Origin of the sequence: Enterococcus sp. ARL09-542, from assembly GCF_005234805.1 — a bacterium.
GTDB lineage: Bacteria > Bacillota > Bacilli > Lactobacillales > Enterococcaceae > Enterococcus_D > Enterococcus_D gallinarum.
On record NZ_QPQX01000002.1, the window covers coordinates 119460 to 143052 of the forward strand.

Sequence of the window (23593 nt, forward strand, 5' to 3'; positions counted from 1 at the left end):
GGAAGCAACATGAAAACACTCATTAAGAACGGTAAGATCATCGCTGACGGTGATCATTGTATCCCTGCAGAAATTTGGATCGAAGATGGTATCATCCAAGCGATCGGAACGACTTTTTCAGAAACAGGGTTCGATCAAGTGATCGATGCAAAGCAACAACTGATCACTCCAGGATTAGTGGATGTTCATGTTCACTTCAGAGAGCCAGGATTTGAATACAAAGAAACGATCAAAACAGGAAGTATGGCAGCCGCTCGTGGCGGTTTCACTACTGTTTGTGCCATGCCAAATTTAAATCCTGTGCCAGATACCGCAGAAAAATTACAACAAGTCTACCAACGTATCCAAGAAGACGCCGTGGTTCATGTTTTGCAGTATGCACCGATCACAGAAGAATTACGTAGTGAAGTTTTAACGGATCAAAAAGCATTGAAAGAAGCCGGCGCTTTTGCATTCACCAATGATGGCGTTGGCATCCAAACTGCTGGTACGATGTACTTGGCGATGAAAGAAGCGGCCAAAAACCAGATGGCATTAGTGGCGCATACAGAAGATGACTCTCTGTTATTTGGCGGTGTGATGCATGCGGGTAAGAGAGCAGCAGAATTAGGCTTACCGGGGATTCTTAGTGCTACAGAAGCATCACAAATTGCCCGGGATGTACTGCTGGCAGAAGAAACCGGGGCCCATTACCATGTCTGCCATGTTTCGACAAAAGAAAGTGTGCGGGTCATACGTGAAGCTAAACAAGCAGGAATCCATGTGACGGCAGAAGTTTCCCCCCATCACTTGCTTTTGATCGATGAAGATATCCCTGGCGATGAAGGATTTTGGAAAATGAATCCGCCGCTTAGAGGTAGAGCAGATCGCGAGGCATTGATCGAAGGATTACTGGATGGGACGATCGATTGTATCGCAACAGACCACGCGCCACATGGCTATGACGAAAAAATGCAAAGTTTTTTAAAAGCACCATTTGGAATCGTCGGTTCAGAATATGCTTTTCAATTGATTTATACGCATTTTGTCAAAACGGGCCGCTTTACACTCCAACAAGCGGTGGCTTGGATGACCGAGAAACCTGCTGAAATCTTTGGATTGAAAGCTGGCAGATTAATGGTGGGAGCTCCGGCAGATCTCGCGATTTTTGATCTAGAGACAGCTTATACTGTCGATTCGGATCAATTTCTTTCAAAAGGAAAAAACACACCATTTAATAACTGGCCATTATATGGGGATACCACCCATACATTGGTCAATGGAAAATTAGTTTGGCAAAAAGGTAGGGGGATTTTATGAAACGCTGGTTGATTTTGGAAGATGGCACATTATTTGAAGGTGAGGGATTTGGCGCAGAGATCAATGTCTATGGCGAGATTGTCTTTACCACTAGTATGACAGGGTATCAAGAAACCATTACGGATCAAAGTTTCAACGGTCAGATCATCACCTTTACCTACCCAATGGTGGGAAATTACGGTGTTAATCGCGATGACTATGAATCAATCGCTCCCACTTGTAAAGGTGTTGTAGTGAAAGAACATGCTCGTGTAGCCAGCAACTGGCGGAAACAATTGACCTTAGACGAATTTCTAAAGCGCAAAAACATTCCGGGAATCGCAGGAATCGATACTCGGGCTTTGACTCGTAAAATCCGCCAATTTGGAACGATGAAAGCTAGTATTGTGGATGCCAATGATGAATTTGCTCATGCCTTTGATCAATTGAAAGCAGCCGTTTTGCCCACCAATCAAGTGGCACAAGTTTCAACTTCAAAGCCTTATCCAAGTCCAGGAACAGGACGAAATATCGTCGTGATCGATTTTGGCTTGAAACACAGCATTCTAAGAGAACTTTCTCAACGAAATTGTAATCTGACGATTTTACCCTACAATACCACCGCACAGGAAATTTTGGATCTCGCGCCAGATGGTGTCATGCTGACCAACGGACCTGGTGATCCGAAAAGCCTCCCTGAAGCCATCAAAATGATTCAAGAAATCCAAGGAAAAGTACCGATTTTCGGTATCTGTTTAGGACATCAGTTGTTTGCTTTAGCTAATGGCGCTGATACTTACAAAATGAAATTCGGTCACCGAGGATTGAACCATCCCGTTCGAGAAATCGCTACAGGAAGAATTGATTTCACCTCACAAAATCACGGTTTTGCAGTAGCAGAAGCATCGATTGATCAAGAGAAACTGATCATCACTCATGTAGAAGTCAATGATGGAACCATTGAAGGTGTCCGTCATCGTCGCTACCCAGCATTTAGTGTTCAGTATCATCCAGATGCTGCACCGGGACCTCATGATGGCGTACATTTGTTTGATGAATTTTTAGAAATGATCGATGCATGGAAGGAGCAGAACTAAATGCCAAAACGTACAGATATTAAGAAAATCATGGTTATCGGTTCTGGACCGATCATTATTGGCCAAGCAGCCGAATTTGACTATGCAGGAACGCAAGCCTGCTTAGCGTTGCGAGAAGAAGGCTATGAAGTTGTGCTGGTCAACTCGAACCCTGCAACGATCATGACCGATAAAGAAATTGCCGACAAAGTCTATATTGAACCAATCACTTTCGAATTTGTCTCCCGGATTTTAAGAAAAGAACGTCCGGATGCGATCTTGCCAACATTAGGCGGTCAAACCGGCTTGAATATGGCAATGGAATTAGCCAATTCCGGCATCTTGGATGAGATGGAAATCGAGTTGTTAGGAACCAAATTAGCAGCGATTGATCAAGCAGAAGACCGTGATCTATTCAAGCAATTAATGGAAGAGTTAAATCAACCGATTCCTGAATCGGAGATCGTTTCAACAGTGGAAGAAGCAGTTACTTTTGCAACTAAGATTGGGTATCCAATCATCGTTCGTCCAGCCTTTACCCTTGGCGGTACTGGAGGCGGTATGTGTAATAATGAAGAGGAATTGCGAGTGATTGCTGAGAATGGTCTAAAACTGTCACCAGTGACGCAATGTCTGATCGAACGCAGTATTGCCGGCTATAAGGAAATCGAATATGAAGTCATGCGGGATTCAGCCGATAATGCGATCGTTGTCTGTAACATGGAAAACTTTGATCCTGTCGGGATCCATACAGGTGATTCGATCGTTTTTGCACCGAGTCAAACACTCTCCGATCATGAGTACCAAATGTTGCGTGATGCTTCTCTAAAAATCATTCGCGCATTGAAAATCGAGGGCGGTTGTAATGTTCAATTAGCGCTTGATCCCCACAGCTTTAATTACTATGTGATCGAAGTCAATCCCCGGGTTTCCCGTTCGTCTGCTTTAGCAAGTAAAGCAACTGGCTATCCGATTGCGAAGCTAGCAGCAAAGATTGCTGTTGGGTTGACATTAGATGAAATGAAAAACCCTGTCACAGAAACAACTTATGCCGAGTTTGAACCGGCATTGGATTACGTGGTAGCCAAAATCCCTCGTTGGCCCTTTGACAAATTTGAGTCCGGCGAACGCCGTTTAGGTACACAGATGAAAGCAACCGGTGAAGTGATGGCTATCGGTCGGAATATCGAGGAATCTTTGCTGAAGGCTGTGCGTTCATTGGAGATCGGCACACATCATATTGAAATGAAAGAATTAGAACAGCTTTCAGACAATGACTTGATCGATAAGGTGATCAAAGCGCAAGATGATCGCTTATTTTATGTCATGGAAGCCATTCGCCGCGGCTATGCCATTGAAGAATTGAACGAAATGACTAAAATCGATCTTTTCTTCTTGGATAAAATGCTGCACATCTATGAAATCGAACAAGAACTTGCTGCCAACAGCCAAGATTTTACAACATTAAAACGAGCGAAGCAAAACGGCTTTACCGATAAAAAAATTGCTGAGTTATGGCAGATGACAGAACAAGAGATTCGAGACATCCGTAAGGAAAATCAGTTGCTTCCCGTCTACAAAATGGTAGACACTTGTGCTGCCGAGTTTGAGTCGGCAACGCCTTACTTTTATAGTACGTATGAGTTTGAGAACGAGAGTGTTCGCAGTGAAAAAGAATCTGTTTTAGTCTTAGGTTCTGGGCCGATCCGCATCGGTCAAGGTGTGGAATTCGATTATGCAACAGTACACTCGGTCAAAGCAATTCAGGCTGCGGGCTATGAAGCCATTATTATGAACAGCAATCCGGAAACCGTTTCGACAGACTTCTCGATTTCCGATAAATTGTATTTTGAGCCATTGACACTAGAAGACGTCTTGCATGTGATCGAACTGGAACAACCAATTGGGGTCATTGTTCAATTTGGCGGTCAAACAGCGATCAATTTGGCGGAGCCATTAGTTGCCGCAGGAGTCAGCATCTTAGGTACGAGTATCGAAGACCTCGATCGTGCTGAAAACCGTGATCTCTTTGAACAAGCGTTACAGGCATTAGCTATTCCGCAACCCCCAGGAGATACTGCTACAAATACCACGGAAGCAGTGGCGATCGCTAATCGCATCGGTTATCCGGTCCTTGTTCGTCCGAGTTATGTCTTAGGTGGTCGGGCAATGGAAATCGTTGAAAACCAAGCGGATCTGGAAGATTATATGAAGCATGCAGTAAAAGCTTCTCCCGAACATCCTGTTTTAGTCGATCGGTACTTAGTAGGGAAAGAATGTGAAGTTGACGCAATTTGTGATGGCACGACGGTTCTGATTCCGGGGATCATGGAACATATCGAACGAGCAGGGGTCCACTCAGGTGACTCGATGGCAGTCTATCCACCGCAAAACCTTTCTGAAGCAACGATTGCCACCATCGAAGACTATACGAAACGGTTAGCATTGGGATTGAATTGTGTTGGAATGATGAATATTCAATTTGTTATCCACGAGGAAAAAGTTTACGTCATTGAAGTCAATCCTCGGGCCAGCCGAACCGTTCCATTTTTGAGCAAGGTCACAGAGATTCCTATGGCACAGATCGCGACAAAAGCGATTTTAGGAGAAAAATTGGCGGATCTGGGCTACCGTGATGGCCTTTATCCAACACCAAACGAAGTTCATATCAAAGCACCGGTCTTTTCTTTCACCAAGTTACAAAAAGTCGATACTTACTTAGGTCCGGAAATGAAATCAACCGGTGAAGTCATGGGTTCAGACAAAAACTTAGAAAAAGCTTTATATAAAGCTTTTGAAGCAGCTGGTTTGCATATTCCGGAATTCGGGAAAGTTCTTTTTACCGTAGCGGATGAAAGCAAAGCAGAGGCCGCCGTGTTGGCTGCGCGCTTTTTCGAAATCGGCTTCTCGATCTTAGCGACAAAAGGAACAGCCGATTACTTTGAAGGCTATGGCTTGCCAGTCACCCGGGTAGCGAAAATCTCGGAAACAGAAGATGAAACTGTCGTTGATCTCATCAGAAAAGGCGTGACCCAAGTGGTGATCAATACAATGGACAAAAATCGGCAAAAAGCCACTGAAGACGGATTTATTATTCGCCGGGAAGCAGTCGAGCATGGGGTGCCGCTCTTCACCTCGTTAGACACCGCTGATGCCATTCTTCAAGTAATGGAATCAAGAGGTTTTTCAACGAAAGCAATCTAGCAGTCAGAAAGGAAAACAGCTCATGAAACAAGAACGAATGACCATTACAAAACAGCGAATGCTCGCACCGCGAATCTACGAGATGACTCTCTCTGGTGCTCTCGTTCAAGAAATGACCACACCGGGACAATTTCTGCATATTCGAGTGCCGGATGATGCCTTTCTCTTAAGACGACCAATCAGTATTAGCTGGATCGATCAAGAAAGCCAAAGTTGTCGCATCATTTATCGGATAGAAGGGGAGGGGACCAAGCGGTTCGCCCATCTGCAAAGCGGGGATCAACTGGATGTTTTAGGCCCTCTAGGGAATGGCTTTCATATCGAAGATTTACAAAAAGATGAGACTGTTTTTATCGTAGGTGGTGGTATCGGAGTTCCGCCACTCTACGAACTTTCTAAACAATTAGTCGCAAAAGGTGTACGGACGATTCATTTTTTGGGATTTGCTAGTTCGGAAGTCATGTATTACGAAAAGGCGTTTCAAGCTCTAGGGGATACACGAATCGCAACGGATGATGGCACCTATGGCGTTCAAGGGAATGTCGGTAATCTATTGTTAGCAGCCGATAGCAAACCTGCGGCTGTTTTTGCCTGCGGCAACAATGGGTTGTTAAAAACGGTTGAACAACTTTTCCAAGACTGTCCGAATGTGCAACTTTCATTGGAATCTCGCATGGCTTGCGGGATCGGTGCTTGCTATGCTTGTGTTTGTCATAAAGCCGATGATCCAACAGGGACCAAAAGTGTCAAAGTCTGTGACGAAGGCCCTGTTTTTCAAGCTGGAAAGGTGGTTATTTAAGTGGTTTTAGCTGTTGAATTACCGGGGTTGTCTCTCAAAAACCCCATAATGCCGGCTAGTGGCTGTTTTGGTTTTGGCGCAGAATACAACAAGTATTATGATATCAGTCAGCTCGGTGCCGTCATGATCAAAGCCACGACCCCAGAAGCACGCTTTGGCAATCCAACACCGCGAGTGGCTGAAACACCAAGCGGCATGTTGAATGCGATTGGCTTACAAAATCCTGGCCTTCGAGTAGTCATGGAAGACATTTTGCCAGAGTTAGCGCAAAAGCATCCAGATCTGCCGATCATCGCAAACGTGGCTGGTTCCACTCAAGAAGATTATGTCACTGTCTGTCAAAAAATCAGTCAAGCGCCGAATGTAAAAGCCATTGAATTAAATGTTTCCTGCCCAAACGTCAAACATGGTGGTATTACTTTTGGTACCGATCCTCAAGTGGCGAAAGAACTGACCCAAGCGGTCAAAGCAGTTTCGCAAGTGCCAATCTATGTCAAACTATCGCCAAATGTCACCGATATCGTACCCATTGCAAAAGCAATCGAGGCGGGGGGTGCCGATGGTTTCACGATGATCAATACGTTATTGGGTATGCGCATTGATTTGAAGACACGACGTCCTATTTTGGCCAACCAGACCGGGGGGCTCTCAGGCCCAGCCATCAAGCCAGTCGCGATTCGTTTGATCAAACAAGTGGCACAAGTTTCTTTGTTGCCAATCATTGGCATGGGCGGTGTGATGACGGTTGATGATGTGTTAGAAATGTATTTAGCTGGAGCGAGTGCGGTAGCAGTTGGTACCGCAAATTTTACTGATCCTTATATTTGTCCCAAGTTGATCGAAGAATTGCCTGTACGAATGGCAGAATTAGGTATCGAATCTTTGGCACAGTTGATCAAGGAAGTAAGAGAGGGGCATTAAGATGATTGAACGACCAATTATTGCTTTGGATTTTCCAAGCAAAAAAGAAATTGAGCTTTTTTTAGAGAAATTTCCTAAAACAGAAAAATTATTCGTCAAAGTCGGTATGGAAATCTTTTATCAAGAAGGACCAGAAATCGTCAGCTGGTTAAAAGATTTAGGCCATGATATTTTCTTAGACTTAAAACTTCACGACATTCCCAATACTGTTGAGCGGGCCATGACACGTTTGGCAAATCTTGGGGTCGCGATCACCAATGTTCATGCGGCGGGTGGTATTGAGATGATGATAGCAGCAAAGCGGGGACTGCAAAATGGAACCAAGGAAGGCCAAAATGTGCCGCTATTGATTGCTGTCACACAGCTGACTTCTACTAGCGAAGAACAAATGCAGCAAGAACAGCTAATTTCTGTTTCTTTAGAAGAAAGCGTGCGTCATTATGCTCAATGTGCAGAAAAAGCAGGATTAGCTGGCGTGGTTTGTTCCGCCCAAGAAGCTGCTGCCATCAAGGTAGCTACCAATCCTGAATTTATGTGCTTAACCCCAGGAATTCGTCCGGCTGGTAGTGATGCCGGAGATCAAAAACGAATCGTCACACCAGCAAAAGCAAGACAAATTGGTTCTTCTGCGATTGTTGTCGGTCGACCAATCACACAATCTGCAACACCTTTTGATACTTACCAGGAAATTAAACAAGCATGGAAGGAAGCTATTCAATGACAGAAATCAGTAAAGCAATTGCCAAAGACCTTTTAACGATTGAAGCAGTATTTTTACGTCCAAATGAACCCTTTACTTGGGCAAGCGGCATCAAAAGCCCGATTTATTGTGATAATCGTATGACAATGAGTTACCCTGCTGTACGTAAAGCGATTGCCAGTGGTTTGGCTGCGCAAATCAAAGAACACTTTCCAGACGTCGAAGTAATTGCGGGTACAGCTACTGCTGGGATCCCTCATGCCGCTTGGGTAGCAGATATTCTTGATTTGCCAATGGTCTATATCCGCAGCAAAGCCAAAGATCATGGCAAAGGAAACCAAATCGAAGGACGTATCACGGAAGGTCAGAAAATGGTTGTGATCGAAGATTTGATCTCTACTGGCGGCAGTGTGTTAGAAGCTTGCGAAGCAGCCGCTCGCGAAGGGGCAAATGTTCTGGGGGTGGCAGCGATCTTTACCTATGAATTGCCGCAGGGATTAACCAACTTTGAAAAGGCCCAGCTGCCATTAGTGACGTTGACCAACTATTCAACAATGATCGATACTGCATTAGAGATGGACTATATCGGAAAAGAAGATATTGCATTGCTGCAGCAATGGAAACAGTCACCTCAAACTTGGACTGGTAAATAAGAACAACGAATATGCCTGGAGTGATCCAAGAGCATATTCGTTTTATTTTTATCTTTTTTCTGATACGATTTGAGACGATTCATCAAAAGTTATCTGGCAGTTGAAAGGCAGCCAGTTTCAATAGGGAGGCAGTTTTATTGAAAAGAAATATGGATGTTCCATGGAGTTATTCTGGGGAGAATGGTCCTGAGTATTGGCACACATTGTGTGACTGGTATGCTGAAGGAGCGAAGTTTCCATTGCAATCGCCCATTGCGCTTTACCATGACGATACAGAGGAACCTGTCGATGAGGATTTAAGCTTCCATTACCATCGGGAACGCTTTACTGAAAAAGAATTTAAAAATACGATTCATTTTGTTCCATATAATAAAGAAAGTTACGTGACCTTTCAAGGCATCAATTACTACCTAACGGATATTCATTTTCATATGCCTTCTGAGCATATCATCGATGATGAGCAGCAAGAACTTGAATTTCATTTGGTACATATGAATGAACAAGGAGAAAACTTAGTCGTCGGTATTTTGTTCCGGTTAACAGATAAATTAAACTGGATCTGTAATCAGCAAGATGATAGTATTTGGGATTTCAAAAACCATACCCAATGGTTTGACCCATCGATGTTTTTACCGGAAATGACCCACCATTTTCACTATGTAGGTTCTTTGACAACTCCTCCAACTAAAGGTCCAATCAACTGGTTTGTATTTGACTGGGTAGGCGAGATGAGTCGTCGCTTTATTCTGGAATTTCGTGAAGAAGTTTTGGAAAACAATAATCGTCCATTGCAGGATCGAAAAGACCGACCAATCTACTTTTACTGATGGTCTAGCGAACGAAAGGAAGGTTACGAAATGGATCAGTTTCAAGAGTACCTAACAAAAGAATTGTCAGAGGCACAGCGAAAAGTCCTGGAGCCATTATTTGAACATATATTAACTGAATTCCCGGATTTGCAGACTCGAATTGCTTGGAACCAGCCGATGTTTACGGATCATGGAACCTTCATCTTGGGGATTAGCAGTTCGAAGAAACATTTCTCAGTCTCGCCAGAAGTGAAAACGATGGCCTTGTTCAATACCCGCATTGAAGCAAGTGGCTATTCACAAACAAAAAACATTTTTCGTATTTTATGGGATCAGCCGGTTGACGAAAAGCTGATCTTCGACATTATCCGTTTTAATATGAAAGACAAAGCGGATTGTCAAACCTTTTGGCGCTAGATAGTCGTTCTGAAAATAAATTTTAATGGCCAACAAAAAAGACGATTTATTCGTCTTTTTTGTTGGTTTAAATCCGGGATCATCAGACAATAGCGACCGAATTATGCTAAAATAGTGGAAAATACACGAAAATCCTTTTAAAAATACCAACTATTGTGAACGAAAGTACAATCTATTTACAAGAACAGCAACGGCGAATCATTGATGTTGCGCTGGAGGTTGGATTCAATAATCCTATTTCTTTTTCGCGATCGTTTAAAGAAGTTTATGGCATTTCACCCTCACACTATCAGAAACAGTTGCTCCCATTACAAAATTTCGATAAACCAGATTTATCCCTGAGCCATATTGTGGTAGAGGAAGGGGAACCGTTGATCAGTGAAGGGGTCGTCTTAGCAATACAGCAGAAAACAATGGATCAGCCGCGGGTTTTCAATGGTATCGTTGGTTATTATCCTTTCAAGTACGGCAAAATGCTAGGAGAAAGAACCGGCGTAGATCCAGTTGAAAAGATTTGGCAAGACTTTTTTCACGCTTGCGCCAATCATCCATTTTTGCGAGCAGAGACGCTCATTGGTGTTTCCTATCCAGGAGAGGCACCAGCAGGTCATTCCAGTTATTTTGTCGGGGCAGAATCTGTCACCGGAAGATATGAGAAAGACATGAGCCATCTGACAAGCTGGACATTACCGGCCCGTGACTATGTTGTTTGCAGCTTTGAGACGACTAAAGCACAAATGATCGTCGGGATGGGTAAGGCAATGAGGTATACTCGTTTTTGGCTAAAAAAACACGGTTTGATAGCGGATGGCTTTTTTCCTGAGCTTTATCGACAATCGCAAGCGGAGATCATGATTGTCGAATTATGGATTCCTTTTAAAACAAGAGAAAATTTTCAAGGAGGAAAAACAAATGATGAATTATGAAGAGGGCCAGACATTACTGGAAGAAAAGTTTGGTAACGACAAAGACAATTTGATCTCTTTAGCAACGATTGCGCGCAATTGCGGTGAAAATGGGCTGCCTCGTCCTATGGTGCGGGATGTCGATGCTTATTATGAGAATGGTGTCTTTTATGTATCGACCCATGAAAGCTCCAACAAAATCCAGCAAATCAAAGAAAATCCCGAAGTTTCTATCGCAGTCTGTGGCGAATGGTTTACCGCTAATGGCATCGGAGAAAATCTAGGATGGGTCTTGGATCCAAAAAATGCGGAATTGAGAAAGAAAATTCGCAAGGCGTTTGTTTGGTACGATGAAGTTAATGATGAAGCGGATCAAGGCTGTTGTTTTCTTGCCATTTGGTTAACGAAAGGGACATTGAATATCAATCACTGGGAAAAGCTCTATCATTTTGATTTTGAAAATAAGCGCATGATTGATCAAAATGATACTTTTTAACCACCAACAATGCATCGATTCCATTGATCAGTCATCTGGACTAGCGTTGTTTCGATGAAATGGCTTGGCTGATGTGTCCGAGAGCTTCTTAGCGTTTCCAAGTATTTTTCCATAAAAAATGAGCCGCTTACGGATTTGTTCTATCCACCCATTCTCAGCGATTGACGAGAAGGCTGTGTGTTAGAGACATGTAAGCGGGTCATTTTTTTAATTCTTCGCCAACTTTTTTGGAACATCAGCAAAAGAACAGCGTTAGTTTTGTTTTAAATCCAAAATTGTTTCCTCAGGTGTTACATAATAAGTCGTCTGGTTCTCATAAATCACAAAGCCTGGTTTTGCACCATTTGGTTTGCGAATATGTTTGACTTGTACCAAATCCACAGGTACTTGTGCGGAGTGGCGGTATTTCGAGAAGTAGGCAGCTAATTCTGCGGCTTCCAAGATTGTTTCTTCGCTAGGTGAATCCGACCGAATGATCACATGAGACCCGGGGATATTTTTCGTATGGAGCCAATAATCTGTTTTACGTGCCGTTTTTAAAGTTAACTGATCATTTTGCAGATTGTTTTTGCCTACCAGAATCTTCGTTCCATCAGAAGAGAGAAAACGTTCCGGTTGCGAGGGCGTTTGTTTTTTCCGTTGTTTCGTCCGATTTTTGACATATCCTTGGGCAGCAAGTTCTTCGCGAATCGTCAAAAGATCTTTCGGTGCGGCAATTTCCAACTGTGCTTCTACTGATTCCAAATAGGCGATCTCATCTTTTGTTTCAGCAATTTGCTGATGAATCAGTTTGACAGCATTTTTCAGCTTTTGATAACGCTGGAAATATTTTTGCGCGTTCTGGTTGGGTGTCAAGGCCGGATCTAAGGCAATTTTTATTGGTTTGTTCTCATCATAGTAATTAGCTAATTCCACTTCGCCTGCACCGCGAGGGACTTGCGCCATGAAAGTCGTTAAAAGCTCGCCTTTTTGACGGAATTCTTCCGCATTCTCAGATTCTCGCAAAGTTTGCTGTCTTTTTTCTAGCTTGTGCTTGTTTCGCTTCAGCTCATTGTCGATTTTTTTCAGCAATTCACTGCCTTGCTGTTTTACACGGTCACGGTCAGCTTTTTCATGATAAAACGCATCAAGCAATTCGCTTAGACTCTGGTAAGTTTCCTGCCAGTCCGCTTGTTCCATCAGTGAATGAAAGGGGACCGGAGTAAAGAATTCTTTGTTCCCGGATTTTAAGTAGGTAGGAACAGGATCCGCTAGCTCGGCAAAAAATTCTTCCCAAACGGTTACTTTTTCATTTGGTCGTTCTTTCAGACGAGATACCAGCTCATCTGCCGTATCCCTGCCAAATCCTTGAAAAGTCTGCTGCAAGACTTTGGGCGACAATTCTTCTAGACGAGACAGCATTTCAAAGACTTTTGTTTGATTGAGTGTATACGGATCAACAGTGTCTTGTTTTGGCGGAGCAACATAAAGGGACCCTGGCAGCAAGGTACGATACGTATTTTGCGAATGGCCAATGTGCTTGATCGTATCAACGATTTTACCGGTTGCCCGATTCATTAAGAGAATCGTGCTGTGTCTGCCCATCAATTCAACGATCAAAACAAAGTTTTGTAAATCGCCTAATTCGTCACGACGAGTAAAATGGAAATGAACGACTCGATCATTCGCAACTTGTTCAATCGTTTCCAGGATTGCGCCATCTAAATACTTCCGTAACATCATCAAAAATGTTGGAGGTGTTTCTGGGTTGGTATAGGTAGCTTGTGTACATTGAATCCGAGCATAGCTCGGATGGGCAGATAGCAATAATTTGTGATTTTTCCCTTGAGAACGGATCACGAAGATCACTTCGTTCTCATAAGGCTGGTGAATTTTATTCACTCGACCATTAACGAGTTCATTTTGTAATTCCTGAACCATCAAGTGGGTAAAGATGCCATCGAAGGACATTTGTTTCCCTCATTTCTGTTTTATCAAACTTTTTTCTCATTCAATTTTTGAGGTCAAGACATTTGACCGATAAAGGCAAGTAAAATTAACGAATCCAGATTGAATCGAGTAGTTCTATTATAACGAAAAGAAACCAGAAAGACCAATCCTGATCCAAGCAGGACATACCCCATCAGATTTAGGATATATTGAAGCATTCACTAAGAGTCCGTTTTATTGTTTTGTGCATCCTTTAGGGCTTTTTCAATCTCCATATTCAAGAAATAGGAAATGACTGTTCGAATGACTACGACTACTGCTAAGCGGACGATATCGGCAAATGTCGGATGGATGATGGTCTCAATGATATCTGCAGCAATCAAGATCTCCAAACCAAGCAAAACATAACTGCCGAGAAAATTTCGAATAAAATTGTTTTCTCTGGCCGCACTCATACGGTCTTTCGCTTTTATTTCAAAACGAATAAAATCAAAACCAGCTTTTACAACTCCCCACACAAGCACTAAAATTGAAAGCAGATTCAGACAAACGACGATTAAATCTAAAATGGGGATTGCATTATCCATTAAAAGTTCAGCAAGATCAGCCATGACTAACTCCTTTGGTTTTTTCTCTATCTTATCGAATTTTACTTAATATGGGAAGTTATATGGGAAGTTTCTTGACGCTCCAAAGACATCTTGCTAGTATAAAGATAAGTTGATGGCAGATGAAAAGGGCGGGGTTTAGGATGGAGCGATTCGAGAATTTTTTTCAGTTGGTAAAAGTGAAGATGCGAGAAAGCTGGGAAGCTTTTGTCCAAAGTGTCTACCAAAATCAGCGTAAGACCATGTATTATTTAGGTACAGGTATTCTACTTGCTGTGCTATTTGCTGTAGTGATTATTACTTCTCAAACGAGGATCAAAACATCGCTGATCCACAAGATGGCTTTTGAAGAATTGCCTTCTGATAAGATCGAACCATTAGAATATGCAGAAGCAGATCAAACGATTCGGGACATAAAAGCCATTTCGGTGATGTTTAGTAAACCGAATGGCGAAGAGTTGGCAGAAGTGTTTCAATTGTTTAATGATAAAGAGAGTGAAATGAATCGATCCGTGTACTATTATCCGATCGTATATGATACACAGTCTTTTTTAGATACTTACGGTGTAAAAGCAAATGAAATCACCTTTGTTTTCTTTGAAAACGGGCAAGAGAAAAATCGGTTTACTTATCAATCACTTAAAGATCCTGCAGAAGAATTTATTCCTGAATTGAATCGGTTACCAATGTGGAATATTCGCAAATTAGCAGAGTAAGAAAAAATCTGACAATTTGAATAAAAGTTATTGACGTTCTTTTATTAATACGCTAAACTAAGTGAAACAAAGTTAAACAAATGGAAAAAGGAGGAGCTAATATGAGACTATTTTACGCATTGCAATCAAATTCATGGCAAAACTGGCGTAGATAGTTGTATTGGTGGACCTCAATCCATAGATACAACTTTTTAGAGAACCTTCTAAAGTGCTGTATCTATGCTGGTAAATGAATCTTTCACCGCATAGAACGATTAGTCTATGCGGTTTTTGCTTGAAGCAACTGCCGGATTGTCGGCAGTTGCTTTTTTTAGTTCTCAAGTATAAACAAAAAAATGAGAAAGAAGCGAGGAGAGTTAAAAATGAAAAACAAAGGATTAATTGCTGCAGTTATTGTTATTTTTGGATTTTTATTGGCGGCTTTTGGGTACCAAATGGGAGCAAAACAAACAGGAGAATCCGCTGAACAACCGACGGATCAAACAGCAAAAAAAGAACACAAAACGGTGGGTATTCTGCAATTTGTCAGTCATGAAGCGCTCGACGAAATCACTCGAGGCGTCAAAGAAGGGTTAAAACAATCGGGTTATACCGAAGGGGATAATTTAACAATCGAATTTCAAAATGGCCAAGCGGATCAAAGTAAATTAGCGACCATGAGTCAGCAATTGCTGAACAGAGGCGCTGATGTATTAGTAGGGATAGCAACACCTGCTGCTCAAGCATTGGCTAATACTACTAAGGATGTGCCAATCGTTTTAGGCGCGGTGACCGATCCGGTTGGGGCCAATCTAGTAGCTGATATGGATAAACCTGGAGGAAATATCACTGGAGTATCAGATAAAACACCAGTAGCTACTCAGTTTGAATTAGCCCAAGAATTGATGCCAGAGGCAAAATCAGTTGGTATCTTATATTCTTCAACAGAGGATAACTCCAAGTATCAAGCAGCAGAAGCAGAAGCGGCCGCAGAAAAATATGGCTTGACGTCAAAAAAATATGCAGTTCCTTCAAGCAATGAAATTGCTCAGACGGTACAGGTGATGGCAGAAACCGTCGATTTCATTTTTATCCCATTGGATAATACGATTGCCAATGCGATGCAGACGGTTGTCGGAGAAGCAAACAAAACGAAAACACCAATCATCACCTCTGCAGAAACCATGGTGCAACAAGGTGGCTTGGCGACTGTGGGTCAAAATCAGTTTAGCTTAGGTGTCCAATCAGGTAAAATGGCAGCTGCGATCTTAAAAGGGGAATCTGATCCAGCAACAACCCCCATCTATACTTTTAAAGATGGCGATACGGTCATTAATGAAAAGCAAGCTGAATTTCTTGGCATCACTATTCCAGAAGCACTCAAAGAAAAAGCCAGACTCATTTCTGACGAAGCGACCGAAACAACATCAAGCACAGACTAACCATTGAAACAGCTGCTCTTAAAAGGGTTATAGCAATGCTAACTAACGTTTCATAAAGAAACAAGAAAAAAATCTATTGCTTTTAAGGAATATGTGTCCTGACAGAAACTTCTTGTTGTCAGGACAGGGGTTTGGAAGACAGATAGAAAAACAAGTAACGAGGAGGAAAAAAAATGATCGTTTCAGCGATTGGGCAAGGATTCCTTTGGGGGATTCTTGGGTTAGGTATTTTTATGACGTATCGAATTTTAAATTTTCCAGATATGACTACTGAGGGCTCTTTTCCTCTTGGCGGCGCGGTCTGTGTGACTGCTATCACGCAAGGTGTCTCACCGATAGTAGCTACTCTTTTAGGGGTTGGTGCGGGGATGTGTGCCGGATTAGTAACTGGTCTCTTATATACGAAAGGCAAGATCCCAGTAATTCTAGCTGGAATCCTTGTGATGTCGGGACTAAATTCAGTGATGCTGTTTGTGATGCGCTCGCCAAATCTTTCTCTATTGAATCAACCAAAAATCCAAGATTTCTTCACGAAGCTAAATTTGCCTAATTACTTTGATACTGTGTTGATCGGATTAGTGATGGTATTAGTGATCGGGGCTGTCTTGCTATTCTTTTTCCATACCAATCTTGGGCAAGCCTATATTGCTACAGGAGACAACGAGCATATGGCTAAATCACTAGGGATCAATACAGACACTATGAAGATCATTGGCTTAGTTGTTTCCAATGGAGTGATTGCATTATCTGGGGCATTGATCGCCCAAAATGATGGTTACGCAGATGTTAGTAAAGGAATCGGCGTCATTGTAATAGGGTTAGCATCGATTATCATCGGTGAAGTATTATTTGGCGAACTAACATTATTGGAGCGGCTCGTAGCGATTGTTGTGGGCAGTATCATTTATCAGCTGTTGATCCTATTTGTGATCAGAGCTGGCTTTGATACTACTTACTTAAAAATCTTTTCGGCGATCGTCTTGACGCTTTGTCTATTGATCCCGCAATTCAAAAATGCACTGCACTTGCGGACGGGTTTCGAAAAGGAGGAAGAATGATGTTAACGATCAATAAAGCAACCAAAATCATTGGCAATGGTCCTCATGAAAAGAAGACGCTCTTACAGAAAGTAGATTTAAAACTGCAATCAGGGGAATTTGTGACTGTAGTCGGCGGCAATGGTGCTGGAAAAAGTACATTGTTTAATTGTATATCCGGTTCACTGCCACTTACTAGTGGTCAGATCTTGATCGATGACCAAGATGTCACGCAGTTGTCAGAAGAAAAAAGAGCTGCTTACTTGTCAAGAGTCTTTCAAGACCCTAAAATGGGCACTGCGCCGCGAATGACCGTCGCTGAAAATCTATTGTTGGCGCAACGTCGTGGACAGAAAAGGAATTTGCATTTGCGCCAATTACAAGCACAAAAAGATGTTTATTACCAATTATGTCAAGAAGTGGGCAACGGGCTCGAACAACATTTGGATACACCAACAGGAAATTTATCTGGTGGGCAACGCCAAGCATTGAGTCTTTTGATGGCAACGATCCAGACCCCAAAATTGCTGCTCTTAGACGAGCATACTGCGGCATTGGATCCGAAAACGTCTAAACAGTTGATGCAAATCACTGCAGATCGAGTGGAACAACAACAGTTGACTTGCTTGATGATCACTCATCGCATGGAAGATGCTCTAAAATATGGCAACCGATTGATCTTGCTTCGTAAAGGGCAGATCGTGAAAGATTTATCCGCAGCAGAAAAAGCGCAGCTTCGTTTGCAAGATCTATTACTATTCTTTGAAGACGACCTTTAGAAAACCGAATCTACCAGTGAAAATCGCAGAAAAAAATAAATGAAAACCAGTGAAATGAAAAAAATAAGAAAAAATCATTGACAACTTTCAAAGTTCAACCTATACTTAGGACAATCTTACATCAGTTTGGAGCGAACAATCATGAAACAATTGCAAGAGAACCCCTCACAACTGAATAAATATTACTTTAGCTATTTTAGATAGGTTTGTATTCATGAAAGACATGGGTACAAACACTCGTTTGTATCTATGATGGCTAAAGCATTTCGTAATGACTTTAAAGCCACGTAGATCGTAAAATCTATAGTGGCTATTTTTTATATTCACATATCAGCTGATATGTAATGTTTGAAGGTGTTCACTGTAGATTCTATCAATTTACAGTGGACATCTTTTTTTGTTGAAAGGAATGAATAGGATGAACCAATTAATCACTGGACACACCCGTTTAGCAGCGTTGTTTGCGAAACCTGCCAAACACAGTATCTCGCCAGCCATGCATAATCTTTCTTTTGAAGATCAAAAAGTGGATGCTGTCTATCTAGCTTTTGATGTTGATCCAGAAAGTTTAGCAGCAAGTATCCAAAGTATTCGTCAGCTTGATTTGTTAGGAGTCAATTTATCGATGCCGCACAAAATGGCAGCTGTTCCTTTAGTCGATGAATTATCTCCTGCCGCAGAACTGATTGGTGCTATCAATACAATCGTCAACCACAAAGGTCATTTGATCGGTCACAATACGGATGGGATTGGATTTATGCGAGCGCTAGGAGACATCGAGGTCTCGATTATTGGCGGTACCATGACAGTTATCGGCGCTGGTGGAGCTGCTACAGCAATTATTAGTCAAGCTGCCTTAGATGGGGTAGAAACCATTCATGTTTTTAATCGAAACGATGAATTTTATCCAGTGATTGAAAGCAAGCTGCAACAAATCGCGGCGGCTACTACCTGCAATATCACACTTGGTGATCTAGATGATCAGCAAGCATTGGGCCTGGCGATCAAAGAGAGCCAATTGCTAGTAAATGCGACTGGTGTTGGAATGAAGCCGCAGGAAGATGCCAGCCCATTAAAAGACCGCGGAATGTTACGAGAATCGTTGGCAGTTTATGACGTGATCTATAATCCGCGAGAAACACGGCTGTTGCGTGATGCAAAAGCCGCGGGAGCAAAAACAGCCAATGGGTTAAGTATGTTGCTTTACCAAGGCGCGGCGGCTTTTGAGCTATGGACTGATAAAAAAATGCCGATTGAGAAAGTCAAAACACTGATTGAAAAAATGTAAAAAAACTAATAACTATGAAGGTAGGAAGAAAAAATGATCGTAATTATGAAACCAAATGCCACGGCAGAACAAGTAGAAGTTGTTGTGAAACGAATCAAAAAAGAAGGATTAGATGTACAGGTCAATCAAGGGAAGGAACAAATCGTCATTGGACTTAAAGGAGATACGCGTCTGATCCAAGATGTCGCTTTTCGCAGCTACGATGGTGTAGAAGACGCAATTCGTATTTCCAATACGTACAAATTGACTTCGCGGGAATTTCATCCGCAGGACACGGTAGTTGATGTTGATGGTGTCAAAATCGGAGATGGACATTTCGTAACAATGGCTGGCCCATGTTCGATCGAAGGATTAGAACAAATCCGTGAATGTGCACGGATCGCCAAAGCTGGCGGTGCTCAAATCTTACGAGGAGGTGCTTTCAAACCTCGGACCTCTCCTTACGCTTTCCAAGGTCTGGAAGAAGAAGGGCTGAAATACATCCGTCAAGCTGCTGATGAAACAGGGATGAAAGTCATCACTGAAGTAATGGACGAAGGACATATCGATATGGTTGCGGAATACAGCGATATTTTGCAAATCGGTGCTCGTAACATGCAGAATTTCAAACTATTAGCGGCTGTCGGTAAAACAGGAAAACCTATTGGATTGAAGCGGGGAATTTCAGGAACAATTGATGAATGGTTGAATGCTGCAGAATACATTGCTGTTCAAGATAAAAGTGAAGTGATCTTCATTGAGCGGGGAATTCGAACATACGAAACAGCAACGCGGAATACATTCGACCTTAGTGCTGTACCGATCATCAAAAAGTTGAGTCATTTCCCAATTATCGTTGATCCTAGTCATGGGACAGGTATCTGGGATCTAGTTCCGCCAATGGCTAGAGCTGGGGTTGCTGCGGGCGCAGACGGCATGATCGTTGAGATCCATCCAGATCCGGCAAATGCTTGGTCTGATGGTCCTCAATCATTGAACGAAAAAACCTACATGAATATGATGAATGAAGTCCATATCATGGAAAAAGCGATGAAAGAAATCAAAGCACTGCAAAAATAATCGTCGTTTTTCAGCTGAGAGTGACAGCTATTTCAGAAGAAATCAAGTCATTGTGAAGTCTAAAAAAAGGAGTGTACCATTTGATGTTACACATAAATTTAGCAGAACATTCGTATGATATTGTCATTCAACGAGGTGCCTTTCAAGAAGTAGGGAAATGGGTCAAAGGACTTTGGCAACCTCAAAGGATTGCAGTGATTACGGATAGTAACGTTTCCCCAATCTATGGACAAGTCATTATTGATGCGCTTACTCATGAAGGATTTGCAGCAAAATTACTTGTTGTTCCAGCGGGCGAAAAGAGCAAGTCTCTTGAGCAAGCGACGATTCTTTATGATCGTTTAGCAGAACTTGGGTTGACCCGAAGCGATGGAATAATTGCGCTGGGCGGCGGAGTAATCGGTGATTTAGCAGGTTTCGTGGCTTCGACCTATATGCGAGGGGTCCATTTTCTTCAGATTCCCACGACTTTATTGGCGCAAGTAGATTCTAGTATTGGCGGCAAAACAGCTGTCAATACTGGAAATGCTAAAAATTTGGTTGGAACCTTTGCCCAACCCGCTGGTGTTTTGATCGATCCAGAACTTTTACGATCATTACCACTTTATCGCGTACAAGAAGGAATTGCGGAGATCATTAAGTCGGCAGCAATCGCTGATGACCAGCTATGGCAAAAACTAGCCGAATTGCAAGATGAGGCGGCATTATTGGACCATGCAGAACAAGTGATCACCGCGGCTTTAACGGTCAAACGAAAAGTTGTCGAGGAAGACCCTTTCGATCATGACAGTCGCTTGATGTTGAATTTCGGCCATACCATCGGACATGGGCTAGAAAAAACAGCAGCGTTTGAAATCAGCCATGGTGCAGGAGTAGCAATCGGCATGGTGATGATCACCCAACACGCGGAGTCCATCGGATTATCTCCAAAAGGAACTACGGCCCAATTAATAGAAATGATCAGCAAGTTTCATTTGCCTACTCAGTCAGAATCGCTTGACAAAGATCAGTTGTATCAAGCGATCACTCATGATAAAAAGACCCGAGGAAACCAATTGAAGATTATTTTGTTAGAAAAAATCGGTCAAGCGAAGATCGTTACGATCCCTACAGAAGAAATTAAAAATTATTTATAAAAAAGAGAGGAAGCGACGGATGATGCGTTATATTACAGCAGGTGAATCCCACGGACCTGAATTGACCGCAATTATTGAAGGTCTACCAGCGGGATTACCCTTAACAGCAGCAGATATCAATCACGAACTAGCGAGAAGACAAACGGGTTATGGCCGCGGCGGTCGCATGCTGATTGAAAAAGACCAAGTCCGTATTACTTCCGGCATCCGACATGGAAAAACATTAGGGTCGCCTGTGACATTGGTGGTGGAAAATAAAGACTGGAAAAATTGGACGAAAGTGATGGCAATCGAGGAAGTTCCTGAAAAAGATCGGAAATTACGACGAGTGGCTCGGCCTAGACCAGGACATGCAGACTTGGTCGGAGGCATGAAATACCGTCATCAGGATTTGCGAAACGTCTTAGAGCGTTCCTCTGCGCGGGAAACAACGATGCGAGTGGCCATTGGTGCAATTGCCAAAAAAATCTTAAAGGAATTAGAGATTGAAGTGGCTGGCCATGTGACAATGCTTGGCGGCATAAAAGCAGCTATTCCTGATGGTTTGACTGTTCAAGAAATTGCCGAGCGCTCCGAAGCATCTGAAGTTCGGGTGTTGGATCCTTCTGTCGAAGAAGAAATCAAGCAATTGATCGACCAAACCAAGAGAAATGGGGATACGATTGGTGGCGTCGTAGAAGTTCTAATCGGGGGTGTCCCCGCTGGTCTAGGCAGTTATGTGCAGTGGGATAAAAAATTGGATGCCAAAATTGCGCAGGCCGTGGTTAGTATCAATGCATTTAAAGGTGTTGAATTTGGTGTCGGATTTGAAGCAGGAGTCTTACCCGGTTCGCAAGTGATGGATGAAATCCTCTGGGATCAGCAAAAAGGATACACGCGTCGCAGCAATAATTTGGGCGGATTTGAAGGAGGAATGACAAATGGAGAACCGATTGTTGTTCGTGGAGTGATGAAGCCCATTCCAACGTTATACAAACCGTTGCAAAGCGTTGATATCGATAGCAAAGAGCCCTACAAAGCAAGTGTTGAACGTTCAGATAGTACGGCAGTTCCTGCAGCCAGTGTGGTTTGTGAAAATGTCGTTGCTACAGTAGTAGCCAATGAAATACTCGAAAAATTTCCGAGTGACTCCTTTGAAGAATTACAAACAGCTGTCCAAGAATACCGTGACTACTTGCTTCATTACTAAAATTCATTACTAAAAGTAGTAGAGTTTATCCCACTACTAAAAAATATCTTGAGAAAAAGGAAACGAGGGACATTCCAATGTCACAAAAAATCATGATCGCTGGTCTAGGATTGATCGGTGCTTCGTTGGCAAAATGCATCAAAAAAGCTGTTGCTGACAGCTATCTGATTGGCTGGGATCATTGTGAATCGACCAATGAAATTGCCATACAGTCACAGATTGTTGACTTCGTGCCAGCTTCATTTACTGAAGGAGCGATCCAATCAGATATCATCATTTTGGCACTTCCAGTGGAGATCACGAAAGCTTATTTGGCTGAATTGGGAAGAGTAACTTTAAAGTCAAATGTCTTAGTAACGGATACTGGTAGTACAAAAGCAGAGATTGTTCAATTTGCGCAGCAATTCTCCTTTGATTTTATTGGCGGTCATCCTATGGCTGGCTCTCATAAATCGGGTATTTTAGCAGCAGATGAGAATTTATTCGAAAATGCCTACTACATTTTCACCCCGACTACTAGCAACCGCATGAATGAACTGCAGCGATTGTTTCAAGGGACCAGAGCAAAATACGTCGAATTGGCACCAAACGAGCATGATCAAATCACTGGAATGCTAAGTCATTTACCTCATATTATTGCTTCCGGGTTAGTCAATCAGGCGAATACGTTTAATCAATCACAGCCTAGGGCTCAGCAACTAGCCGCAGGAGGGTTTCGGGACATCACTCGCATTGCTTCTTCCGATCCCCGCATGTGGACGGATATTTTATTAAGTAATCGACAGGAGCTTTTGCAGCTAATCGCAACCTGGCAAAAACAAATGGAGCAAGTATCACAGTGGTTGCTGACCAAAGATGAAAAAGCAATATTCCGTTTTTTTGAAGATGCTAAAGAAACAAGAGACCATTTACCTATCCACCAAACTGGAGCAATTCCAGCGTTCTATGATCTATTGATCGATGTTCCGGATCATCCGGGTGTGGTAGCAGAGGTCACCCAGCTGTTAAGCACGGGCAATCTCTCATTGATCAATTTAAAAATTTTAGAGACGCGTGAAGATATACTTGGTGTCTTGCAGATTTCTTTCAAAAGTCAAAAAGAGCTGCAGCAAGCCCAGCAGCTGATCACTGAAAATACGACCTATCAATGTCGGATAAAATAGGAGAACAATG

At 42.5% G+C, this 23593-nt stretch carries 21 protein-coding genes and 1 pseudogene; 20 read left to right on the plus strand and 2 right to left on the minus strand.

Features of this window, described 5'->3' with window-relative positions; all coding sequences use genetic code 11:
* The first annotated feature begins 9 nt into the window (after positions 1-9).
* From DVW06_RS03025 to DVW06_RS03075, 11 genes and pseudogenes are all read left to right on the plus strand, one after another.
* Positions 10-1299: a dihydroorotase gene (locus tag DVW06_RS03025; protein WP_137264395.1), complete on the plus strand. Its 1290-nt coding sequence runs from the start codon at positions 10-12 to the stop codon at positions 1297-1299.
* The gene (locus DVW06_RS03030) at positions 1296-2375 is read left to right on the plus strand and encodes a carbamoyl phosphate synthase small subunit (protein ID WP_003126609.1); all 1080 of its coding nucleotides are present in this window, start codon (positions 1296-1298) and stop codon (positions 2373-2375) included. The genes DVW06_RS03025 and DVW06_RS03030 overlap by 4 nt, the downstream gene beginning before the upstream one ends.
* Positions 2376-5558 carry a carbamoyl-phosphate synthase large subunit gene (gene carB / locus DVW06_RS03035; protein ID WP_003126607.1) on the plus strand — a complete coding sequence of 1061 codons (3183 nt, stop codon included), beginning with the start codon at positions 2376-2378 and terminating at the stop codon, positions 5556-5558.
* 10 nt (positions 5559-5568) lie between these two features.
* Positions 5569-6357 (plus strand): annotated as a pseudogene (locus tag DVW06_RS03040) (dihydroorotate dehydrogenase electron transfer subunit); the annotation flags it as partial.
* A complete protein-coding gene (locus tag DVW06_RS03045; RefSeq protein ID WP_041120099.1) occupies positions 6358-7278 on the plus strand; it encodes a dihydroorotate dehydrogenase in 921 nt (306 codons plus the stop codon).
* A 1-nt stretch (position 7279) separates the two neighbouring features.
* Positions 7280-7999, plus strand: coding sequence for an orotidine-5'-phosphate decarboxylase (pyrF, locus tag DVW06_RS03050; protein WP_005473160.1), 720 nt, complete (start codon positions 7280-7282; stop codon positions 7997-7999).
* On the plus strand, positions 7996-8631 hold the full coding sequence (gene pyrE / locus DVW06_RS03055) for an orotate phosphoribosyltransferase (protein ID WP_005473159.1): 636 nt from the start codon (positions 7996-7998) through the stop codon (positions 8629-8631). The genes pyrF and pyrE overlap by 4 nt, the downstream gene beginning before the upstream one ends.
* A 149-nt stretch (positions 8632-8780) precedes the next feature.
* Positions 8781-9458: a carbonic anhydrase family protein gene (locus DVW06_RS03060; protein ID WP_034704506.1), complete on the plus strand. Its 678-nt coding sequence runs from the start codon at positions 8781-8783 to the stop codon at positions 9456-9458.
* Positions 9459-9488: 30 nt separating this feature from the next.
* Positions 9489-9857 (plus strand): iron chaperone, encoded by a 369-nt coding sequence (locus tag DVW06_RS03065; protein ID WP_029486815.1) that lies wholly within the window; start codon positions 9489-9491, stop codon positions 9855-9857.
* Between the two features lie 155 nt (positions 9858-10012).
* On the plus strand, positions 10013-10783 hold the full coding sequence (locus DVW06_RS03070) for an AraC family transcriptional regulator (protein ID WP_051661454.1): 771 nt from the start codon (positions 10013-10015) through the stop codon (positions 10781-10783).
* Positions 10770-11258 carry a pyridoxamine 5'-phosphate oxidase family protein gene (locus DVW06_RS03075; protein WP_029486813.1) on the plus strand — a complete coding sequence of 163 codons (489 nt, stop codon included), beginning with the start codon at positions 10770-10772 and terminating at the stop codon, positions 11256-11258. Before DVW06_RS03070 ends, DVW06_RS03075 begins: the two co-directional genes overlap by 14 nt.
* Positions 11259-11510: 252 nt before the next feature.
* On the opposite strand, the gene efbA is transcribed toward DVW06_RS03075, so the two are convergent.
* Entirely contained in the window at positions 11511-13208 is a 1698-nt protein-coding gene (efbA, locus tag DVW06_RS03080) for a fibronectin-binding protein EfbA (RefSeq protein ID WP_137264397.1), read from the minus strand.
* 200 nt (positions 13209-13408) lie between these two features.
* On the minus strand, positions 13409-13798 hold the full coding sequence (locus DVW06_RS03085; RefSeq protein WP_003126597.1) for a DUF1622 domain-containing protein: 390 nt from the start codon (positions 13796-13798) through the stop codon (positions 13409-13411).
* Between the two features lie 140 nt (positions 13799-13938).
* On the opposite strand from DVW06_RS03085, the gene DVW06_RS03090 reads away from it, so the two are divergent.
* The 9 genes from DVW06_RS03090 (at position 13939) to DVW06_RS03135 (ending at position 23583) form a co-directional block, all read left to right on the plus strand.
* Positions 13939-14511, plus strand: coding sequence for a hypothetical protein (locus DVW06_RS03090; protein WP_137264398.1), 573 nt, complete (start codon positions 13939-13941; stop codon positions 14509-14511).
* Between the two features lie 362 nt (positions 14512-14873).
* A complete protein-coding gene (gene trpX / locus DVW06_RS03100) occupies positions 14874-15932 on the plus strand; it encodes a tryptophan ABC transporter substrate-binding protein (protein ID WP_137264399.1) in 1059 nt (352 codons plus the stop codon).
* A 173-nt stretch (positions 15933-16105) separates the two neighbouring features.
* Positions 16106-16990 (plus strand): ABC transporter permease, encoded by an 885-nt coding sequence (locus DVW06_RS03105; protein ID WP_003126593.1) that lies wholly within the window; start codon positions 16106-16108, stop codon positions 16988-16990.
* Positions 16990-17748 (plus strand): ABC transporter ATP-binding protein, encoded by a 759-nt coding sequence (locus tag DVW06_RS03110; RefSeq protein WP_005473149.1) that lies wholly within the window; start codon positions 16990-16992, stop codon positions 17746-17748. The genes DVW06_RS03105 and DVW06_RS03110 overlap by 1 nt, the downstream gene beginning before the upstream one ends.
* Before the next feature lie 418 nt (positions 17749-18166).
* Entirely contained in the window at positions 18167-19036 is an 870-nt protein-coding gene (aroE, locus tag DVW06_RS03115) for a shikimate dehydrogenase (protein ID WP_005473148.1), read from the plus strand.
* Between the two features lie 33 nt (positions 19037-19069).
* Positions 19070-20095 (plus strand): 3-deoxy-7-phosphoheptulonate synthase, encoded by a 1026-nt coding sequence (aroF, locus tag DVW06_RS03120; protein WP_003126590.1) that lies wholly within the window; start codon positions 19070-19072, stop codon positions 20093-20095.
* Positions 20096-20178: 83 nt separating this feature from the next.
* Complete coding sequence (aroB, locus tag DVW06_RS03125) at positions 20179-21231, plus strand: 3-dehydroquinate synthase (protein ID WP_005473147.1); 1053 nt, start codon at positions 20179-20181, stop codon at positions 21229-21231.
* 22 nt (positions 21232-21253) lie between these two features.
* Positions 21254-22420, plus strand: coding sequence for a chorismate synthase (gene aroC, locus DVW06_RS03130; RefSeq protein WP_003126588.1), 1167 nt, complete (start codon positions 21254-21256; stop codon positions 22418-22420).
* Positions 22421-22497: 77 nt separating this feature from the next.
* The gene (locus tag DVW06_RS03135) at positions 22498-23583 is read left to right on the plus strand and encodes a prephenate dehydrogenase (protein ID WP_003126587.1); all 1086 of its coding nucleotides are present in this window, start codon (positions 22498-22500) and stop codon (positions 23581-23583) included.
* Positions 23584-23593: the final 10 nt, after the last annotated feature.

Excerpts from the sequence above, each read along its gene's own strand:
- DVW06_RS03025 (WP_137264395.1), top strand. The coding sequence starts at position 10 with ATGAAAACACTCATTAAGAACGGTAAGATCATCGCTGACGGTGATCAT.
- DVW06_RS03030 (WP_003126609.1), top strand. The coding sequence starts at position 1,296 with ATGAAACGCTGGTTGATTTTGGAAGATGGCACATTATTTGAAGGTGAG.
- carB (WP_003126607.1), top strand. The coding sequence starts at position 2,376 with ATGCCAAAACGTACAGATATTAAGAAAATCATGGTTATCGGTTCTGGA.
- pyrF (WP_005473160.1), top strand. The coding sequence starts at position 7,280 with ATGATTGAACGACCAATTATTGCTTTGGATTTTCCAAGCAAAAAAGAA.
- pyrE (WP_005473159.1), top strand. The coding sequence starts at position 7,996 with ATGACAGAAATCAGTAAAGCAATTGCCAAAGACCTTTTAACGATTGAA.
- DVW06_RS03060 (WP_034704506.1), top strand. The coding sequence starts at position 8,781 with ATGGATGTTCCATGGAGTTATTCTGGGGAGAATGGTCCTGAGTATTGG.
- DVW06_RS03065 (WP_029486815.1), top strand. The coding sequence starts at position 9,489 with ATGGATCAGTTTCAAGAGTACCTAACAAAAGAATTGTCAGAGGCACAG.
- DVW06_RS03075 (WP_029486813.1), top strand. The coding sequence starts at position 10,770 with ATGATGAATTATGAAGAGGGCCAGACATTACTGGAAGAAAAGTTTGGT.
- efbA (WP_137264397.1), bottom strand. The coding sequence starts at position 13,208 with ATGTCCTTCGATGGCATCTTTACCCACTTGATGGTTCAGGAATTACAA.
- DVW06_RS03085 (WP_003126597.1), bottom strand. The coding sequence starts at position 13,798 with ATGGCTGATCTTGCTGAACTTTTAATGGATAATGCAATCCCCATTTTA.
- DVW06_RS03090 (WP_137264398.1), top strand. The coding sequence starts at position 13,939 with ATGGAGCGATTCGAGAATTTTTTTCAGTTGGTAAAAGTGAAGATGCGA.
- trpX (WP_137264399.1), top strand. The coding sequence starts at position 14,874 with ATGAAAAACAAAGGATTAATTGCTGCAGTTATTGTTATTTTTGGATTT.
- DVW06_RS03105 (WP_003126593.1), top strand. The coding sequence starts at position 16,106 with ATGATCGTTTCAGCGATTGGGCAAGGATTCCTTTGGGGGATTCTTGGG.
- DVW06_RS03110 (WP_005473149.1), top strand. The coding sequence starts at position 16,990 with ATGTTAACGATCAATAAAGCAACCAAAATCATTGGCAATGGTCCTCAT.
- aroE (WP_005473148.1), top strand. The coding sequence starts at position 18,167 with ATGAACCAATTAATCACTGGACACACCCGTTTAGCAGCGTTGTTTGCG.
- aroF (WP_003126590.1), top strand. The coding sequence starts at position 19,070 with ATGATCGTAATTATGAAACCAAATGCCACGGCAGAACAAGTAGAAGTT.
- aroB (WP_005473147.1), top strand. The coding sequence starts at position 20,179 with ATGTTACACATAAATTTAGCAGAACATTCGTATGATATTGTCATTCAA.
- aroC (WP_003126588.1), top strand. The coding sequence starts at position 21,254 with ATGCGTTATATTACAGCAGGTGAATCCCACGGACCTGAATTGACCGCA.
- DVW06_RS03135 (WP_003126587.1), top strand. The coding sequence starts at position 22,498 with ATGTCACAAAAAATCATGATCGCTGGTCTAGGATTGATCGGTGCTTCG.